The sequence below is a fragment of the Micromonospora sp. A3M-1-15 genome (assembly GCF_024213425.1).
GTDB classification, from domain to species: Bacteria; Actinomycetota; Actinomycetes; order Mycobacteriales; family Micromonosporaceae; genus Micromonospora; species Micromonospora chersina.
The window spans coordinates 29,240-46,937 of the sequence record NZ_JANAVK010000007.1 but is presented as its reverse complement, the minus strand read 5'-3'; the positions used below and the strand labels follow the sequence as shown (position 1 = coordinate 46,937).

Genomic DNA, 17,698 nt, shown 5'->3' with positions numbered 1-17,698 from the left:
GTCCGCTCGCCGGCCGCCGGCCGGTCGTCAGGGTCGAATCACCCCGTCGGGGATCAGAACGCCTCCTCCGGGAGGTCCATGATCTCCAGGTCGGCGCCCTCGATGATCCGCCGGTCGGCGCCGATGCGGGGCAGCACCTCGCGGGCGAAGAACCGGGCGGCGGCCACCTTGCCGGTGTAGAACGCCTTGTCGCTGGCGGAGACGTCGCCGCCGAGGGCCTTCAGCGCCACGTCGGCCTGCTTCTGGAGCAGCCAGCCGACCACCAGGTCGCCGACCGCCAGCAGGAACCGGCGGCTGCTCAGGCCGACCTTGTAGAGGGCGCGGGCGTCGCCGCCCTGGGCCTCGGTCAGCCAGCCCATCATCACGCCGAGGATGTTCTGGATCTCGCCGAGCGCCTTGCCGAGCGCCTGCCGCTCCTCCTTGAGCTGGCCGTTGCCGGCCTCGGAGGCGATGAACTCCTGGATCTCGCCGGCGACCGCCATGAGCGCCTTGCCGTTGTCCCGGACGATCTTCCGGAAGATCAGGTCGAGGCTCTGGATGGCGGTGGTGCCCTCGTACAGGGTGTCGATCTTGGCGTCCCGGACGTACTGCTCGAGCGGGTAGTCCTGGAGGAAGCCGGAGCCGCCGAAGGTCTGCAGCGACTCGTGGCCGAGCAGCTCGTACGCCCGCTCCGAGCCGACGCCCTTGACCAGCGGGAGGAGCAGGTCGTTGACCCGCTTCGCCAGCTTGGTGGCCTTCTCGTCACCGGCCGTCTCGGCGACCGCCACCCTGTCCTGCCAGGTGGCCGTGTAGCAGACCAGCGCGCGCAGGCCCTCGGCGTACGACTTCTGCATGAGCAGCGAGCGGCGCACGTCCGGGTGGTGGGTGATCGTCACCCGCGGGGCGGTCTTGTCGGTCTGCTGGACCAGGTCGGCGCCCTGCACCCGGTTCTTGGCGTACTCCAGCGCGTTCAGGTAGCCGGTGGAGAGGGTGGCGATCGCCTTGGTGCCGACCATCATCCGGGCGTACTCGATGATCATGAACATCTGCCGGATGCCGTCGTGCTTCTCGCCGAGCAGCCAACCCTTGGCCGGCACGCCGTGCTCGCCGAAGGTCACCTCGCAGGTGTTGGAGACCTTCAGGCCCATCTTGTGCTCGACGTTGGTGGCGAAGACGCCGTTGCGCTCGCCCAGCTCGCCGGTCTCCTCGTCGAAGTGGAACTTCGGCACGACGAAGAGGGACAGGCCCTTGGTGCCCGGGCCGCCGACGCCCTCGACGCCGACCGGGCGGGCCAGCACGTAGTGGACGATGTTGTCGGTCAGGTCGTGCTCGCCCGAGGTGATGAAGCGCTTGACGCCCTCGATGTGCCACGAGCCGTCGGGCTGCTGGATCGCCCGGGTGCGGCCGGCGCCCACGTCCGAGCCGGCGTCCGGCTCGGTCAGCACCATGGTCGAGCCCCACTGCTTCTCGATGAAGAGGCGGGCCCACTTCTTCTGCTGCTCGGTGCCCTCGACGTGCAGCACGTGCGCGAAGGACGGGCCGGAGGCGTACATCCAGATCGGGGCGTTGGCGCCGAGCACCAGCTCGGCGAGCGACCACCAGAGGGCGCGCGGGGCGTTGGTGCCGCCGAGGGCCTCCGGCAGGTCCAGCCGCCAGAACTCCGAGTCCATGAACGCCTGGTAGGACTTCTTGAACGACTCCGGCAGCGGCGCGGTATGCGTCGCGGGGTCGAAGACCGGCGGGTTGCGATCGCTGTCCGAGTAGCTGGCGGCCAGGTCCTCGCGGGCCAGGCGGTCGACCTCGGAGAGGAAGCTACGGGCGGTGTCGACGTCCAGGTCCGTGTACGGCGCCTGGCCGAACGTCCGGTCCGCCCCGAAGACCTCGAAGAGGTTGAACTCGAGGTCCCGAAGGTTGCTCTTGTAGTGGGTCATGCTCGCTGGCCCCGCTTCCGGACAGGTGTTACCGATCAGTAACTCCAGACTGTATTACTCGCCGGTAGCCAACGACAAGCCGATCTCGGAAGTGACAGCGATTACACACTTCCCGTTCACCCGATGGACTGACCGCCGGCTCAGCTCTCCGCCGCGCCGACCTCCCAGCTCGGCACGGGCGCGGCGGTGGCGCTGCGCGGCCCGGTGTACTCCATGAGGACCAGCGCGATGTCGTCGTCGAGCCGGCCGTGCACCCATTCGACCAGGGCGGTCTCCAGCGAGGCGAGACCGTCGGCGACGGTGCCGTGGCCGAGCAGCCGCCAGGCCCGGTCGGCGGTCGGGAAGAACTCGCCGTCCCGGCGCGCCTCGCCCAGCCCGTCGGTGAAGAGCAGCAGCCGGTCGCCCGGCTCCAGCCGCTCGACCCGGGGCCGGACCACCGGCATGAAGCCGAGCGGCGGCGCGGGCGCGGGCGGTTCCAGCGGGATCACCGCACCCCGGCGCAGCAGCAGCGGTGGCGGGTGGCCGCAGTTGACGATGGTGAGGGTGCCGCCCCGCTCCTCGACCAGCGCGGCGGTCACGAAGTCCTCGTCGCCCACGTTGCGGGCCACCGCCCGGTCCAGGTCGGTCACCACCGCGCGCAGGTCCGCCCGCTCGTACGCCACGTGCCGGTAGGAGCCCAGCACGATGCTGGCCAGCCGGACCGCGTCCAGCCCCTTGCCGCGCACGTCACCGATGATCATGCGGACGCCGTACGGGGTGTCCATCGCCTCGTAGAGGTCGCCGCCGATCTCGGCGGTCGCCGTGGAGGAGATGTAGCGGGCGGCCACCGCCAGGGTGCCGACCTGCGGGCCCAGCGACCGGAGCACCGCCTGCTGGGCGACCGAGGCGAGCCGGGACAGCTCGGCGATCCGCTCGGACTGGCGCTGGCGTACCGCCGCCACGGCGCCGGCGATCGCGGTGGCCAGCGCGATGCCGGCCACGTTGACCGCGGTGACCAGCGACATGGTCTGCTCGGCGAGGGCGAACGCGGCCCCGATCCCGGTGGCGAGCAGGCCCACCCCGACCACCACCCGCCAGGACGCGAGCGCGGCGGCGAGGAACGGGGCGGCCACCATCAGCGCGACGTAGTGCGCGGGACGGCCGTCGGCCAACTCCACGGCGGAGACGATCGCGAGCAGCGCGAGGGCCGCGCCGAGGCCGGCGCGGGATCCGGGGCTCAGCGGGCCGTGGCCCGACTGGAAGGGTTGCGTGCGTACACCGCACAGCATGCCTGATGGACGTGAACGGGTGAATGAACCTGGCCCGTCGTCCGAGGAGGTTCTGCCCGGCCGGATCCCGCCGCCGACCCGATCGCCGCCGGTCACCCGGTCAGCCGAGGACCTCGTACCTGACGGTCAGCTCGCCGAGGTCGGTCGAGGCGATCGCGGCGAAGGCGGCCCGGGACAGGTCGATGCACCGGCCGTCGATGTACGGGCCGCGGTCGTTGATCCGGACCACGACCGACTTGCCGTTGGCCGGGTTGGTCACCCGGACCTTCGTGTTGAAGGGCAGGGTCTTGTGCGCGGCGGTCAGCGCGTCCGGGTTGAACGTCTCGCCGTTGGCCGTCATCTGCCCCTCGTCGTAGAAGGACGCGCCGCAGGAGCCGCTGTCCACGACCTTCGGTGCGGCCGTGGTCTTCTTCGCGGTCGGCTTCGGGCTGGCGGCCCGGGTCTTGCTCCGGGAGGCCGCCTGCGTCCGGGTCGCCGTCGGGCTCGGGGTGGCCTTCGGCGAGGGGCTGAGGCTCGGCGACGCGCTCGGCGAGGCGGAGGGGGACGCCGAGCTGGGGGCCAGGGTGCCGGGCAGGGCCTCGACCGCGGCCGGCCCGGCGTCAGGCTCGGCCGAGGTGAGCTGGACCGCGCCGACGGTGCCGCCGATGGCCAGCACCACGCCGACGGCCGCGGTGGCGGCGATGCCGGCCGGCGAGGAGAACTTGCGGGTACGAAGGTGCCTACCAGCCACCGCCCGGTCCTTTCGTCTGCTGAACAAACCGGCTCGGACCGTAACGAGAGAAGCACTTCGGAAGTCAACGTGATCATGGTGCTATGCCCGCATTTACCCTGGTACGTGTAGCCGATCAAGCCAGCACCACTCCACCGAACGGAGGAATCAGCGCTGGCCGGGGCCGGTGCGACCTCGCCTGGCGCCGGTGACCCAGGATGGGGGGCGTGCTGAGCCGACGCCTGGTCGAGCTGTTCCGCTGGGTCGACCCCGGCCCCGGGAGCAGTCACCTCGTCAGTGACCTCTCCGGCTGGTGGCGGGATCCCGAGGTGCTCGCCGGGGTCGGGCCCGCCCTGGCCGGCCTCTTCCCGGCCGCCCGGCCGACCGTGGTGATCGCCCCCGAGGTGACCGGGCTGCTGCTCGGCCCGCTGGTCGCGGTGGCCGCCGGCGCCGGGTTCCTGCCGGCGTACAAGGACGGCGGGGAGCGGCGCCGGATCGGGCCGATGCGCTGGGAGGAGACGCCCCCGGACTACCGGGGCCGACAGCTCCGGATCGGCGTGGACGCCCGCCGGCTGGGCCCCGGCGACCGGGTGCTGCTGGCCGACGACTGGGTGGCCACCGGGGCGCAGCTCGACGCGCTGCACCGCCTGGTCCGGGACAGCGGGGCCGAGTTCGTGGGCACGGCCGCGCTCGTGGCGACCTGTCCGGCGCCGGCGACCGAACGGCTCCGACTGCGCGCCCTGCTCACGGAAGAGCAGCTGCCCGAGGCTTGACCTCAAGGGCGCTTCAACTCCGAGGATCGGCACATGGACGACGGCATCCTCGACGAGGCGTACCAACGGCTGCACCGGACCGGCCCGGAGTTCGAGGGCTGGCTCTCCAACCATGGACCGATGGCGGTCGAGGCGCTGGTCCGCCACGGCCACGGCACCCGGGTGCACCGCTGGCTGGACGACTACCTGCGCCGGCTCGACGAGCTGCCCCGCGGGCTGCGGCCGGTCGACGACTGGCGGGACGCGTTGGGCGACCCGAAACGCGCCGGCGACTGGCTCGCCCACTTCGACCGCGAGCTGCGCGACCGACCCTGGCGCGAGGTGCTCGGCGAATGGTGGCCACGGCTGCTGCCGGGCATCGCGGCCGGCGCCACGCACGGCGTGATCCGGGTCGGGCACGCGGTGCGGGTGCTGCGTACCGACGGGGAGAACGCGCAGCGGCTGGCCGAGCTGGGCCAGGCGCTCGGCTACTGGGCCGCGCGCTGGCAGCCGGTGCCCGGCGCCGGTCCGCTCACCGGGCGGTCCGACGTGCCGGCCGCGCTCGCGGCGGTGCCCCGGATCCCGGTACAGGCCGGCGGGATCCGGGACCGGCTGGCCCGGCTGCCCGACCTGCCCGGCTGGTCCGGCGCGGCGACGGCGCTGCGCCCGCCGGCCGACCCGGCCGGGGCCGAGCGGACCCTCGTCGAACTCGTGCACCGGACCGGGCTGGACTACCTGCGGTTCGGGCACGGCAACCCGGTGATGCTGGTGCACGCGGTGACCGCACCGACCGCGGTGCTGCGAACCCTGCCGGCCCTGGATCCGGCGCTCTGGGCGCCGAGCGTCGCCGCGGCCTGGTCGGCCACGGCCGCCGTGACCTCGGTGTACGCCCCGCCCACACCGGCCCCCGCACCGGCAGTCGGCGCCGGGGGGCCTGCTGAGGTGTTCGCCCGGGCCGCCCGGCACGGCGACGCGCACGTGGTGAAGCTGGCCGACGCGGTGCTGGAGGCGCACGCCGCGACCGGCGACGCCCGGGTGCTGGCCGCCGCCGGCTACGCCGGTCAGCTCATCTGACGAACTCCTCAACGGCGGTGCAGCCGTGGGGGGCGGGCGAAATCCCGCGACGGGCCGGCGGCCGGCCGTTAGCCTCGGCAGGATGTGGCCCCGCATCGGTGGACTCCGCACCCTCGCCCTCGGCACCCCCGGCGAGCTGCGCACCACCCTCAACACCCTCGTGCTGTCCGGCGTGAAGACCGCCACGGCCGGCCTGCTGACCGACGAGTACGCCGCCGAGAACGAGGAGCTGGAACACGCCGGCGAACGGCTGGTCCTGGTCGACGACGACGACAAGCTGATCGGCGTCGTCGAGGTCACCGACGTCGAGGTGGTCCGCTTCGCCGACGTGTCCTGGGATTTCGCCCGGTCCGAGGGGGAGGGCGACCGGTCCATCGAGGAGTGGCGCGAGGGCCATCGCCGCTACTGGGCCCGGGTCGGCTTCCCCGTCGACGACGACAGCCAGGTGGTCTGCATCCGGTTCCGGCTGGTCTCCGCCGGGGACGGCGGGATCAGCACCGGCGACCTGGGCACCTGACGGTCACGCCCGGCGCAGCTCCGGCAGCAGCTCCGCCGCCTCGACCAGCACCGCCTCGTCGCCCGCATACCAGCTGCTGGCCCGCGGCCAGTGGGTCACCACGTCGGTGAAGCCCAGTCGCGCGGCGCGGGCCACCTGCTCGGCGAAGAAGTCCGCGCTGCGCAGCGAGAAGACCGGCGCCGAGTCCAGCGACAGGTAGCGGTCCAGGGTGGCGGGGTCGCGCCCGGCCTGCTCCAGCGTCGCGTCCAGCCGGGCGGACAGCTCCGCCACGGTCGACCACCAGCTCTCCAGGTCGTCGCCGCCCAGGCCGGTGGTCACCCAGCCCTGCCCGAAGCGGGCGACCAGACGCATCGACCGGGGCCCGTTCGCGGCGACCACGAACGGCACCCGGGGCTGCTGGACGCAGCCGGGATTGTTCCGCGCGTCGACCGCGGCGAACCACTCGCCCCGCCAGGTGGTGCCGTCCTCCCGCAGGATCAGGTCGAGGAGCTCGGTGAACTCGGCGAACCGGTCGACCCGCTGCCGGGGCGGCAGGGTCTCCCCGCCGAGGACCGCCGAGTCGAAGCCGATGCCGCCCGCGCCGAGGCCGAGCAGCACCCGGCCCCCGGAGACGTCGTCCAGCGCGGTGACCTGCCGGGCGAACGCCGCCGGGTGCCGGAAGTTCGGCGAGGCGACCAGTGTCCCGAGGCGGATCCGGGAGGTCACCGTCGCGGCGGCGGTGAGCGTGGTCATCGAGTCGAACCAGGGGCCGTCGACGAGGTCGCGCCACCCCAGGTGGTCGTAGGTCCAGGCGTGGTCGAAGCCCCACTCGTCCGCCTGCTGCCAGCGCCGCCGGGAGTCCGACCAGCGCTGGTCGGGCAGGATCACGATGCCAATCCGCATGATCGCCAGCGTACGACCCGGGTCGGACACGCCGACCCGGGTCGGGGGACTACGCCGTCACCAGGTCGGCGACCACGCACGCGACGTTGTCGGGCGCGCCGGCCGCGTACGCGAGGTCGACCAGGCGCCCGACGGCGGTCTCCGGGTCCTCGGCCCCGGCGAGCGTGGCGTGCAGCGCCTCGGGGTCGACCACCGCGGCGAGCCCGTCGGAGCAGAGCAGGTAGCGGTCGCCGGCCAGCGCCGTCCGCAGCGCGAGATCGGCCTCGACCTCGCCGGCACCGAGCGCCCGGGCCAGCAGGGCCCGCTGCGGGTGCGCCCCGGCCTCGGCCAGGGTGAGCTTCCCCTGGTCGACAAGCGACTGCACGTAGGTGTGGTCCTGGGTGAGCCGGGACAGCTCGCCGCCGCGCAGCAGGTACGCCCGGGTGTCCCCGACGTGCACGAGCGCCAGCCGGGTGCCGCGCCGCAGGACGGCGGTGAGCGTGGTGACCGGCTGGTGGTCGGCGGTGGCGTGCGCGCGTACCGCCCGGTCGGCCGCACCCACCGCGTCGGCCAGCGCGGCGAGCAGGTCACCGGCCGGCGCGTCGGCCGGCTCCAGCGGCCGCAGCGCGTCCACGGCGGCGGTGCTGGCGGCGGCCCCGCCCGGGCCCCGCATTCCGTCCGCCACGGCGAGCAGCGTCGCGCTGGCGTACGCGGTGTCCTCGTTGGAGTCCCGGGCGGCGCCGGTCTCGCAGCGGACCGCGTACCGGAAGGTGGTGTCGGACATGGTGGTGCCCCTCTCGGTGAGCTGGTCGACGAGGAGCGCGACGGCGCGCCCGCGGGCCACCGTGTCGGCGCTGACCCGCCGCCACCAGGCGTCGACCGCCTCGGCGGCGGCGTCCGGCGGCAGGGCGCAGACGGCCTGGATCTCGGCCAGCGGCATGCCGGCCCGGCGCAGCGCGGCGATCAGCCGGGCCCGGTCGAGCTGGGCCGGCGCGTAGTACCGGTAGCCCGAGTGCGGGTCGACGGCCGCCGGTGGCAGCAGCCCCAACTCGTCGTAGAGCCGCAGCGCCTTCGGCGTCAGGCGCGCCGCGCGGGCGAACGCCCCGATGGTCAGCAGCTCCACGGGCCCATCCTCCTCGCGCCGGGTCGCGTTCCTCGTGCCGGTCGCGGCGACCGGCACGGACCACGCTGGGCCTTGCCGCAGGGGCAGGGTCAAGGCATTGACGATGTATCGATCACTTATATATGTTGCCGACGTGACCCAGATGCGGGAGCCCACGTTCCTGATCCTCACCGCGCTTGCCGGCGGCCCCCGGCACGGCTACGGGATCATCCAGGAGGTCGCCGCGCTCTCCGCCACGCGCGTCAACCTGCTGCCCGGCACCCTCTACACCGCGCTGGACCGCCTCACCGCGCAGGGCCTCGTCGAGCCCGACCGGGAGGAGGTGGTCGACGGCCGACTGCGCCGCTACCACCGGCTCACCACCGCCGGCCTCGACGCCCTCCGCACCGAGACCGCCCGGCTGCGCCAACTCGCCACCGCCGCCGAGACCCGGCTGCGCGCCCTGCGCCCCCGCACCGCCTGACCCGCCTCCCGGGCCGCCACCGGCCCACCACCCGAACGACCTGAAGGGGACGGCCATGCCACCGACGGGGGACCCCCTCGCCCGCAGCTACCGGCGCCTGCTGCTCGCCTATCCCCGCGCCTACCGGCGCGAGCGCGGCGAGGAGATCCTCGGCCTGCTGCTGGACGGCGCGCCCGCCGGGCGGACCCGGCCCACCCTTCGCGAGGCCGCCGACCTGATCCGGGCGGGACTGCGCTGCCGTCTCGGCCGGCCGGCCAGCAGCACGGTCGGTGTCTGGGCCGTCCTCACCGCGCTGATCTGCGGGCTGTTCACCGCCGCACTGGCCAGCCGGGTCGCCTGGGAGACCTCCCGGCCGCAGCCGGACCGGGCCGAGTTCGCCGCGGTCTTCGCCGAGGCGTTTCCCGGCCACCGGCTCGGCGAGGACGTGTCGACCGCCCGCGCGCTGTTCGTCTTCTACAGCCAGCCGGTGTCCCCGGCGTCCCTGCGCGGCCTGCTGCTCGGCGACGGCGGCGAGTACCAGGAGGGAGCCACCGGCGGCTCCGCGGTCGGCCTGATGCCGGCGTCCGAGGCGGAGACGCTGGCGACCGCGCAGCAACGTCTCCGGGCCGCCGGCTGGCAGGTGTACGAGCCGACCTCCGAGGTCCTCCAGACCTGCGCCGACCCGCGCTGCGACCCGGCGAGCCAGCCGGTCGAAACCGTCCTGGTGGCCCGCCGGGGCGACACCGTGCTCCGGGCCACCTTCGAGGACCCCCGCTCCTTCGGCTCGTACCTCGGGGTGGAGCTCCAGCGGGCCGCGCCGCCGGCCGTGCTGCCCGCCGCCGTGCTGGCCGGGCTGGTCGGCGGCGTCCTGGCCTGGCTGGTGTTCGCCTGGACGAGCCGGCGCACCGAGGACCGGCGGCGGGCGCCCCTGCTGCTGGGGATCACCCTGTTCCTCTGGTGGGCGCCCGCGCTGCTGAGCACCGCGTCGCTGGCCCCGCACCACTTCGACGAGCCGCACCCGAACTGGCACCCGCTCTGGGAGTGGCTCGGTCAGCCGACCCTCTCGCTGTTCTTCCTGGTCGGCCTGGCCGCCGCGCTGATCCTGCTGGCCACCGCTCTCACCCCCCGCCGGGACCTGCACCCGCTGAGGATCAGCCTCGGCTGAGCTTCGCCAGCATCCGGCCCAGGTGCGGCTCGACCGTGCCGGGCCGGGCCTCGGCCACCTCGGCGGGCGTCCACCAGCGGACGGCCCGGAACTCCGCCGGGTCGGGGATCAGCTTCTGGTCGCGGCTGCCGCTCAGCACGTACCAGAGGCTGACGTCGGTGTGCCGCTCCTCGGGCGGGCCGACGGTCCCGGTCACCGTGAGGAAGGCCGGGCGCTCGCCGAGGGCCGGCGCGAAGACGGCCGGCACGCCCAGCTCCTCCACCATCTCCCGGCGTACGGTCTGCGCGGGGTGCTCGCCCGGCTCGACGTGACCGCCGCTGGGCAGCCACATTCCGGCCTTGCGGTGGTCGACAAGCAGCACCGCCCCGTCCGTCTCGTCGCGGAGCAGGAAGTAGGCCACCAGGTGCGGCGAGGGCGTGCGCGGCTTCACCCGGCGGAAGATGTCCGCCGTCCCGGCCAACCAGGCCAGCGCCGTCGCCCGGTGCCGCGCCTCCAGCTCGTCGCCCGGCGTGAGCGCCTCGACCAGCGCCCGGATCTCGTCCCGCACGCCGTCATGCTGCCAGCCGGGTCCGACAGCGTCAGGCCGCCGGGGCGGGGTTGGCGTCCACTGCGGCGCGGACGAACTCGCGTACCCGGGTGGTGGTGTTGCTGGCCAGCCAGACCGGACCGCGACGGATCGGCGGCGCGTCGCGGATCGGCACGTACGCCAGATCCGGGCGGGCGTGGTAGTGCCGGGTCTGCTCGCCCACGGGCAGCACCCCGCGCCCCATCGCGACCAGCGCGAGCATCTCGGAGAACGAGTTGCCGGCGGGGCCCTGCGGCACTGGCCGCCCGGACGGGGTCCGGTCCGGGGTGCGGTCCCGCTTGAACGCGGCCGAGGTCACCGCCGGGTACTGCACCACCGGGTGGTCGGCCAGCACCTCCAGCGACACCGACTCCGCGCCGGCCAGCGGATGGTCCGCGGCCACCGCGAGCACCCGGCGCTCGTGCAGCAGGGCCGGGCCGTTGGCCATGCCGTCGAAGGGGTACGAGGCGATCAGCACGTCGATCGAGCCGTCCCGCAGGCTCGACCGGGTGGTGGCCAGCGGGGCCTCGTGGACGTGCACCACGCAGTCCGGGTGGCGCTCGGTGAACAGGGCGACGCCCCGCAGCAGCACCGGGGCGGTCGCCTCACCGACGTACGCCACCCGCAGCTCGCCGGCCAGCCCGCGCCCGGCATCGACGGCGCGCTGGACGGCGTCCTCGATGCCGGCCACCAGCGGCCGCAGCTCCTCGGCCAGCCGGGCGCCGATCGGGGTGAGCCGGACGACCCGGCTGGTCCGTTCGAAGAGCGGCGCGCCGATCCGGCGTTCCAGCTTCCGCACCACGTGGCTGATCCGCCCGGTGGTCACCCGCAGCCGCTCGGCGGTACGCCCGAAGTGCAGCTCCTCGGCGAGGGTCAGGAACGTCTCGAGCTCGTACCGCTCCAGCACCGCCGGCCCCCATCGTTGAATCGTGGTCAACGATCGTAGCCCGATCGCGTCTTGGTCCGGACGGCGCCGAGGACGAGTGTTGACGGTGTTCCCACCGCACTCTGGAGGACCACATGGATCCCGTCACCACCTATCTGACCGGTCTCGACGCGCCGTTGCGCGAGACCGGCGAGAAGCTGCGTTCCGTCATCGAGGCCGCGCTGCCGGAGGCCGCCGGCGCGATGTGGCACGGCCACCCCGTCTGGGGGCTCGACGACCGGCCCGGCAGGACCCCGGTCTGCCTGGTCAAGGCGTACCCGGCGTACGTCACCTTCGGGCTGTGGCGGGGGCAGGACGTCGCGGACGACTCCGGGCGGCTCGTCCCGGGCGCGCGCCGGATGGCCTCGGTGAAGCTGCGCACCGTCGCCGAGATCGACCCGGAGCTGTTCACCGACTGGCTGCGCGACGCGTACGCGCTGGAGACCCGGTGAGCGCCGTGCGGGTGACCGGCTTCGACCACCTGGTCCTCGCCGTCACCGACGTCGAACGGTCCCTGACGTTCTACTGCGACACCCTCGGCCTGGCACCGGTACGCGTCGACCGCTGGCGCGCCGGCGAGGTGCCCTTCCCCTCGGTACGCGTCAACGCCGACACCATCATCGACCTGGTCCGCGGCGAGCCGGGCGGGTCGAACGTGGACCACTTCTGCCTGGTGGTCGAGCCGCTCGACTGGGCGGAGGTCGTCGAGTCCGGGGTGTTCACCGTGCTGACCGGGCCGGTGCCGCGCTTCGGGGCGCGGGGCACCGCCACCTCGATCTACGTACGCGACCCGGACGGCAACACCGTCGAGCTGCGCTGGTACCCGGGGGCTTGACTTCGAGCCCGCTCGAAGCCGGAGAGTGGCAACCGGCGGAACCACGAGCGGCAGCGGGGAGCGGATCATGAAGCGCACGTTGGGGCGGAGCGGGATCGAGGTCAGCGGGCTGGGCATGGGCTGCTGGGCGATCGGCGGCCCGTACGCCGGTGGCGCCAACCAGTACGGGTGGGGCCGGGTCGACGACGCCGAGTCGACCCGGGCCGTCCACCGGGCCCTCGACCTCGGCGTCACCTTCTTCGACACGGCGAGCAGCTACGGCGCCGGGCACAGCGAGGTGGTGCTCGGCCGGGCGCTCGGCGCCGCCCGGGACCGCGTGGTGATCGCCACGAAGTGGGGGTTCACCTTCGACGAGCGGACCCGGGAGGCGCTCGGCACGGACAGCAGCGTCGCGTACCTGCGCAGCTGCCTGGACGGCTCGCTGCGGCGGCTGGGGACCGACCACGTCGACCTCTACCAGCTCCACCTCGGCGACCTGCCGGTCGCGGAGGCCCTGGAGCTCGTCGGGCCGCTCGAAGAGCTGGTCGCCGCCGGCAAGATCCGGGCGTACGGCTGGAGCACCGACGACCCGGAACGCGCGGCGGCCTTCGCCGCCGCCGGCCCCCACTGCACGGCCTTGCAGCACGACATGTCGGTGCTGGCCGACCGGCCCGCGATGATCGAGCTGTGCGAACGGGCCGGCCTGGCCAGCATCAACCGGGGACCGCTCGCCATGGGCCTGCTCAGCGGCAAGTACGCCGACGGCCGCACGGTCGCCCGGGACGACGTGCGGTCGCAGAGCTACGACTGGATGACCTGGTTCCGTGACGGCGCCGGGGCACCGGAGTGGCTGGCCCGGGTGGAGGCCCTGCGGGAGGTGTTCGCCACCGGTGGCCGTACGCCCACCCAGGGCGCGCTGGCCTGGCTCTGGGCACGCAGCGCGGCCACCGTACCGATCCCGGGGTTCCGCACCGTCGCCCAGGTCGAGCAGAACGCCGGCGCGCTCGCCCTCGGCCCGCTGCGGCCCGACGAGTTCGCGGCCGTCGAGGATCTGCTCGCCGACCTCCGCGTTGCTACCGTCGCCTGATGCCCGAACTTGAACGGCTCGCCCCCCGTCATGCTCCGGCGCTGCTCCGCTTCGAGCGGGTGAACCGGGCGTACTTCGCGCGGTTCGTGCTGGACCGGGGCGACGACTACTTCGACGAGTTCGACGACCGGTTGACGGACCTGCTCAAGGAGCAGGACGCCGGTGTATGCCACTTCCACGTCCTGGTCGACGAGGACGGCACGGTGCTGGGCCGGTTCAACCTGGTCGACGTGGCCGACGGCAGCGCCGAGCTGGGCTACCGGGTGGCCGAGCGGGCCACCGGGCGCGGCCTGGCCCGCGAGGGCGTACGCCGGGTCTGCGCCCTGGCCCGCGACGAGTACGGGCTGCGCCGCCTGGTCGCGTCGGCCGCGCTGGCGAACCCGGCGTCCCTGGCGGTGCTCCGGCGGACCGGGTTCGTCCCGGTCGAGGAGGTGCTGATCGGCGGGGAGCCCTGCCTGCGGCACGTCCTCGATCTGTGCTCCCAGGTCGACCGATGAGAATCGGGGGCGGCGCAGGTCCATACCGGTGACCGATTCGGACGCCCTGAAGGAGACCGCCCCCGATGACGACTTCCACCCACCGCACCGCCCTGCCGCCGATCGTCGACCGGGAGACGTGGCGGCGCGAACGTGACCAGCTGCTGGCCCGGGAGAAGGCGCACACCCGCGAGGGCGACGCCATCGCGGCCGCACGGCGTCGGCTGCCCATGACACCCGTGCCGTCCGTCACCGTGCAGGGCCCCGGCGGGGAGACGCCGCTGCTGGAGGTCTTCGAGGGCCGCCGGATGCTGATGGCCTACTTCCACATGTGGCACGACGGCAAGCCGTACGAGGACCAGTGCGAGGGGTGCACCTTCGCGACCTGCCACATGGAGAGGCTGGACTACCTGCACGCCCGCGACGTCACGTATGCCGTGCTCTGCCAGGGCTCCTACGCCGACAGCGCCCCGTTCGCGGAGTTCATGGGCTACCGCTTCCCCTGGTACTCGGCGCGGGACTCCGACCCGGCCCTGGTGGACGGCCGCGGCTTCGGGTTCATCGCCTGCTACGTGCGCGACGACGACGACCGGATCTACGAGACCTACTGGACCACCGGGCGCGGCGTCGAGGCGTTGACGACCAGCTACCACGCCCTCGACCTCACGGTGTACGGGCGGCAGGAGAACTGGGAGGACTCACCGGAAGGGTGGCCGAAGGTCAGCGGGCACCAGTGGCGTCTCGACGGCCGCCCCATCGCGCAGTGGAGCCGCCCGGGTGTCACGGCGGCGACCGGGGCGTCCTGCTGCGGAGATTGATCCCGGCTACCGTCAGCGGGGTGATCGAGGAGCTGACCCGGCGATACCTGCACGCGGTCGACCGGGCGCTGCCCGGCTACGTGCGGGCGCTCTACGTCGTCGGGTCAGCCGCGCTCGGCGCCTGGCAGCCAGGCGCCAGCGACGTCGACACGGTCATCCTGACCTCGCGCGCGGCGACCCGCGACGACCTGGCCCAGCTCGCGCGGATCCACGCCGACATGCCCCGGTCACCCCACTTCGACGGCGTCTACCTCGAACCCGCGCTGGCCCGGTCCTGGCCGGCGGACGGCCGGGCCGTCCCGTTCGTGGTCGACGGCGAGTTCCGGACCGATGTGCCCTGCGGCGAGCTGACCCCCGTCCTCTGGCTCACCCTGCGGCGCCACGGCATCCCGGTACGCGGCCCGGCCGCCGCCGAGCTGGGGGTACGGGTCGACCCGGAGCAGCTCCGCCGGTACAACCTCGACAACCTGCGGGAGTACTGGCAGCCCGGAGTGGCCACGTTCCCGGCGGACCTCGCCGGCGTGGCCCCGGACACCCCCATGGACGGCGGGCTCGTGAGCTGGTTCGTGCTGGGACCCGCGCGGCTGCACCGCACGCTGGCCCACGGCGACATCATCTCCAAGGCCGCGGCGGGCGAATATCTCGCGGGCCTGTTTCCCGAGTACGCCCACCTCGCACAACGGGCCGTCGGGTGGCGTGCGGGCGAAGCGGAGCGGTTCACCGCCGCCGACCTGCTCGCGGCGGTCCACAGCGTCAACGCGGTCGCCGACGACGCCTGGCGCCGCTTCGGCGACTGATCCCGACGAGGACAAAAAGCCCTCACCCTCCACCTTCTCGGGGCACACGCAATTCCGGCTCACGTGTCACGCTCTTGGCCATGCGTCTGCCGTTCGGCCTGCTCCTCGCATGCGTCGCGGCTGGCCTGCTCTCGGTCGCGGCGGCGCTGCTCGCCATGCCGGCCGCGTCGCTGCAGTTCGGCCTGGTCACGCTGCTCGCGCTGTTGGGCCACGTGCTGGCGAGCCGGGGTGTGCGCCGCGTGAGGTGGGCCGTCGCCGCCGGTCTCGCGCTACTTGCCGTGGTGGCGGCGATGCGGCTGTCCTGGTACCAGGAGCAGGTCGATGAAACAGGCTGGCTGACATTCGGCCAAGGAGCGGCGAAGGCGGCCCTGTTGGCGCGTTGGCGGGAGATGATCGACCGGGAGAGGCTCGCCGCGCTGGGTCTGGCGCTCGGGGTTCTCTGTCTCGCGGCGGGTGTGGTGGCGTTGCCGTCACGCGGCAGGCGCCGGGGTGCGGCGACCACAGTCGTCGCGCTGCTGCTCCTCTCCTGGTTCGGGCTGGGCCTCGCGCGGGAGTTCGGCCGTTATCCGCTGCCGAACCTGCTCGGGACGGTGTGGCCGGCGCTGCTCGCTGCCCTCGTGACCATGGGGGCACTCGCGCTGTCAGGGTGGCGGGCCGACAGGCGTTGGCTGCTCCCGGTGGGATTGATCCTGCTGTCACTCGGAGCGGCCAACGCGTACTCGGATCTCGCCGCGGCGTGGTCGGGCTGGTGGGTCATGGCCAGACCTGCCGACGGCGCCTTCCTGTCGGTAGGGGTGGCGGTGAGCACGTCATCGGAGGGCGTCCCCCAGGTGTCGCCGGCCATTGAGGCGGCGATCGCGCTGGCCGGTGCGGGACTGGTGGCCGTCGGCGCACTGCACAGCTCCGGCGAGGCCGACGCCGCATAGGGTGGCCCTCCTCAGGGGCACCGCCGGCGGGCCAGTTCCCTTTCTTCCTCAGGCAGCGCCTCGGCGGCCAACAGTTGCGGCAACAGCTCCGGTTCGAGTGTCATCGCGCGGAAGACGAGCTCGACGGTCACCTGGTGGGCGGGCCGGTACACGATCTCGACCGGGTCGGCGGCGCGGACATGGCCCGGCTCGATCACGCGCAGATAAGCGCCCGGCAACGCGGCCTGCGTGAACCGCTTGATCCAGCCGTGCTGCTGCAGCCAGCCCTGGAACGTCGCACAAGGGATCCGTGGGCAGGACACCTCCAGGACGACATCCGACCCGATCCGCCAGCGTTCGCCGATCAACGCGCGATTGACATCGAGGCCGATGGTCGTCAGGTTCTCCCCGAAGCCACCGTTCGTGATGGGCCTGTCCAACTCGGCTTCCCAGCGATCGAGATCTTCGCGGGCGTACGCGTAGACAGCCTGGTCGGGACCGCCGTGGTGCTTCACGTCGTAGACGCGGTCGCCCACGAGACCGACTTCGCCGGTGCCCTTGGGGCCGGGGGCGGCGACAGCGACCGGGCCGGGAACGGGTCGCTTGTCGATTCCTGTCGCGCTGAGCTTCTTCCATGGATTGGGTCGAGGCTTGCCCACATTGACGGAGAGAAGCTTCATGGCAGGCAAGGTAGGGCCGGTTGCCCGCCGAAGCGACTCATTTCCCGGTCACTGCCGGCGGCGTCGACGATCCTGCATTCGAAGGCTCGCCCGATCAGCGTGGGAACGGGCCCAGGGGTGATCTATCGCCCACGGACCAGTTGTGACCGAACGGGTCCGTGAAGCCACCTTGACGGTGCGTCCCCCAGGGCACGCGGTGATCCTCGATCGCCGCTCCGGCGATTGCGCCGGCCGCGACGGCGCGCTCGATGAAGGTGTCGGGGTCATCGACGAACACCTCGATGCGGGCGCTCGTGACCCCCGCCTGGCCGGGACTGGTCTCCGTAGGGTTCTCGGGGTTGACCTGGTGGAGGAAGAAGGGGGCGCCGCTGATCTCAAGGCCGGCGACGCCACCGAGGTTCCACAGCTCCGTCGCGCCCAGCGCAGTCCTGTACCAGGCGACTGCGGCTTCTGCATCGGAGACGATCAACATCACCGAGATCACTGGCGGTGCAGCGGGCACGGTGTCGCCGGACCGGGCGGAACGATCCTTCGGTTCCTCGCTCATTCCCACAGCATGCCGGACCTCGCCAGCAGCGTCTCCCCAGTCGTGCCGACGGCCGACTCCACCGGAGACGCTGCCGTCCGGGCAGACGAGGTCTCGCTCAAGGTGGTCCAGCCACTGGGAAACGTCGAAGGCCCTGGCTGGGACTCACGTCCCGACCAGGGCCTTACATGTGGAGCGGGTGACGGGAATCGAACCGGCACTGTCAGCGTGGAATTCGGCGATCTCCGTCTGACCTCCGCCGGAGCGGTCCGACCCGGCCGGGC

21 protein-coding genes are annotated in these 17,698 nt (G+C 73.2%); 12 read left to right on the top strand and 9 right to left on the bottom strand.

What is annotated here, in order from left to right; all coding sequences use genetic code 11:
• Positions 1-53: 53 nt before the first annotated feature.
• The 3 genes from NLX85_RS28795 to NLX85_RS28785 all read right to left on the bottom strand — a co-directional run bounded on the left by NLX85_RS28795 (position 54) and on the right by NLX85_RS28785 (position 3,908).
• Positions 54-1,910 (bottom strand): acyl-CoA dehydrogenase, encoded by a 1,857-nt coding sequence (locus NLX85_RS28795; protein ID WP_254340413.1) that lies wholly within the window; start codon positions 1,908-1,910, stop codon positions 54-56.
• Positions 1,911-2,050: 140 nt separating this feature from the next.
• Positions 2,051-3,178, bottom strand: coding sequence for a PP2C family protein-serine/threonine phosphatase (locus tag NLX85_RS28790; protein WP_254340411.1), 1,128 nt, complete (start codon positions 3,176-3,178; stop codon positions 2,051-2,053).
• 100 nt (positions 3,179-3,278) lie between these two features.
• A complete protein-coding gene (locus tag NLX85_RS28785; RefSeq protein ID WP_254340409.1) occupies positions 3,279-3,908 on the bottom strand; it encodes a septal ring lytic transglycosylase RlpA family protein in 630 nt (209 codons plus the stop codon).
• Positions 3,909-4,105: 197 nt separating this feature from the next.
• Between NLX85_RS28785 and NLX85_RS28780 the strand changes: the two genes are divergently transcribed.
• The 3 genes from NLX85_RS28780 to NLX85_RS28770 all read left to right on the top strand — a co-directional run bounded on the left by NLX85_RS28780 (position 4,106) and on the right by NLX85_RS28770 (position 6,230).
• Positions 4,106-4,660, top strand: a complete 555-nt coding sequence (locus NLX85_RS28780; protein WP_254340407.1) for a phosphoribosyltransferase — start codon at positions 4,106-4,108, stop codon at positions 4,658-4,660.
• Between the two features lie 33 nt (positions 4,661-4,693).
• A complete protein-coding gene (locus tag NLX85_RS28775) occupies positions 4,694-5,713 on the top strand; it encodes a questin oxidase family protein (RefSeq protein WP_254340405.1) in 1,020 nt (339 codons plus the stop codon).
• A gap of 82 nt (positions 5,714-5,795) precedes the next feature.
• On the top strand, positions 5,796-6,230 hold the full coding sequence (locus NLX85_RS28770) for an ASCH domain-containing protein (protein WP_254340403.1): 435 nt from the start codon (positions 5,796-5,798) through the stop codon (positions 6,228-6,230).
• A 3-nt stretch (positions 6,231-6,233) separates the two neighbouring features.
• On the opposite strand, the gene NLX85_RS28765 is transcribed toward NLX85_RS28770, so the two are convergent.
• Together NLX85_RS28765 and NLX85_RS28760 are read right to left on the bottom strand one after the other, a co-directional pair.
• On the bottom strand, positions 6,234-7,112 hold the full coding sequence (locus NLX85_RS28765; RefSeq protein ID WP_254340402.1) for an LLM class flavin-dependent oxidoreductase: 879 nt from the start codon (positions 7,110-7,112) through the stop codon (positions 6,234-6,236).
• A 49-nt stretch (positions 7,113-7,161) separates the two neighbouring features.
• Positions 7,162-8,214 (bottom strand): MerR family transcriptional regulator, encoded by a 1,053-nt coding sequence (locus NLX85_RS28760; RefSeq protein ID WP_254340400.1) that lies wholly within the window; start codon positions 8,212-8,214, stop codon positions 7,162-7,164.
• A gap of 142 nt (positions 8,215-8,356) precedes the next feature.
• Between NLX85_RS28760 and NLX85_RS28755 the strand changes: the two genes are divergently transcribed.
• Both NLX85_RS28755 and NLX85_RS28750 read left to right on the top strand, forming a co-directional pair.
• The gene (locus tag NLX85_RS28755) at positions 8,357-8,677 is read left to right on the top strand and encodes a PadR family transcriptional regulator (RefSeq protein ID WP_254340886.1); all 321 of its coding nucleotides are present in this window, start codon (positions 8,357-8,359) and stop codon (positions 8,675-8,677) included.
• Positions 8,678-8,732: 55 nt separating this feature from the next.
• A complete protein-coding gene (locus NLX85_RS28750) occupies positions 8,733-9,821 on the top strand; it encodes a hypothetical protein (protein ID WP_254340398.1) in 1,089 nt (362 codons plus the stop codon).
• On the opposite strand, the gene NLX85_RS28745 is transcribed toward NLX85_RS28750, so the two are convergent.
• Entirely contained in the window at positions 9,808-10,368 is a 561-nt protein-coding gene (locus NLX85_RS28745; protein WP_254340396.1) for an NUDIX hydrolase, read from the bottom strand. The genes NLX85_RS28750 and NLX85_RS28745 overlap by 14 nt on opposite strands.
• A gap of 31 nt (positions 10,369-10,399) precedes the next feature.
• Positions 10,400-11,293 carry a LysR family transcriptional regulator gene (locus tag NLX85_RS28740; protein ID WP_254340394.1) on the bottom strand — a complete coding sequence of 298 codons (894 nt, stop codon included), beginning with the start codon at positions 11,291-11,293 and terminating at the stop codon, positions 10,400-10,402.
• Between the two features lie 113 nt (positions 11,294-11,406).
• Here NLX85_RS28740 and NLX85_RS28735 point away from each other — a divergent pair, with 113 nt between their 5' ends.
• From NLX85_RS28735 to NLX85_RS28705, 7 genes are all read left to right on the top strand, one after another.
• Positions 11,407-11,763, top strand: coding sequence for a DUF1801 domain-containing protein (locus NLX85_RS28735; protein ID WP_254340392.1), 357 nt, complete (start codon positions 11,407-11,409; stop codon positions 11,761-11,763).
• On the top strand, positions 11,760-12,146 hold the full coding sequence (locus tag NLX85_RS28730; RefSeq protein ID WP_254340390.1) for a VOC family protein: 387 nt from the start codon (positions 11,760-11,762) through the stop codon (positions 12,144-12,146). The genes NLX85_RS28735 and NLX85_RS28730 overlap by 4 nt, the downstream gene beginning before the upstream one ends.
• A 67-nt stretch (positions 12,147-12,213) precedes the next feature.
• Positions 12,214-13,212 (top strand): aldo/keto reductase, encoded by a 999-nt coding sequence (locus NLX85_RS28725; RefSeq protein WP_254340388.1) that lies wholly within the window; start codon positions 12,214-12,216, stop codon positions 13,210-13,212.
• Positions 13,212-13,709: a GNAT family N-acetyltransferase gene (locus NLX85_RS28720; RefSeq protein WP_254340386.1), complete on the top strand. Its 498-nt coding sequence runs from the start codon at positions 13,212-13,214 to the stop codon at positions 13,707-13,709. Before NLX85_RS28725 ends, NLX85_RS28720 begins: the two co-directional genes overlap by 1 nt.
• Positions 13,710-13,774: 65 nt before the next feature.
• Positions 13,775-14,506: a DUF899 family protein gene (locus tag NLX85_RS28715; RefSeq protein ID WP_254340384.1), complete on the top strand. Its 732-nt coding sequence runs from the start codon at positions 13,775-13,777 to the stop codon at positions 14,504-14,506.
• A gap of 20 nt (positions 14,507-14,526) precedes the next feature.
• Positions 14,527-15,303 carry a nucleotidyltransferase domain-containing protein gene (locus NLX85_RS28710; RefSeq protein ID WP_254340382.1) on the top strand — a complete coding sequence of 259 codons (777 nt, stop codon included), beginning with the start codon at positions 14,527-14,529 and terminating at the stop codon, positions 15,301-15,303.
• Positions 15,304-15,383: 80 nt separating this feature from the next.
• A complete protein-coding gene (locus NLX85_RS28705; protein ID WP_254340377.1) occupies positions 15,384-16,229 on the top strand; it encodes an aminopeptidase in 846 nt (281 codons plus the stop codon).
• A gap of 11 nt (positions 16,230-16,240) precedes the next feature.
• Here NLX85_RS28705 and NLX85_RS28700 read toward each other — a convergent pair whose 3' ends face one another.
• Both NLX85_RS28700 and NLX85_RS28695 read right to left on the bottom strand, forming a co-directional pair.
• Positions 16,241-16,888, bottom strand: coding sequence for an MOSC domain-containing protein (locus NLX85_RS28700; RefSeq protein WP_254340375.1), 648 nt, complete (start codon positions 16,886-16,888; stop codon positions 16,241-16,243).
• Between the two features lie 94 nt (positions 16,889-16,982).
• On the bottom strand, positions 16,983-17,435 hold the full coding sequence (locus NLX85_RS28695; protein ID WP_254340373.1) for a glyoxalase/bleomycin resistance/extradiol dioxygenase family protein: 453 nt from the start codon (positions 17,433-17,435) through the stop codon (positions 16,983-16,985).
• Between the last annotated feature and the right edge of the window lie 263 nt (positions 17,436-17,698).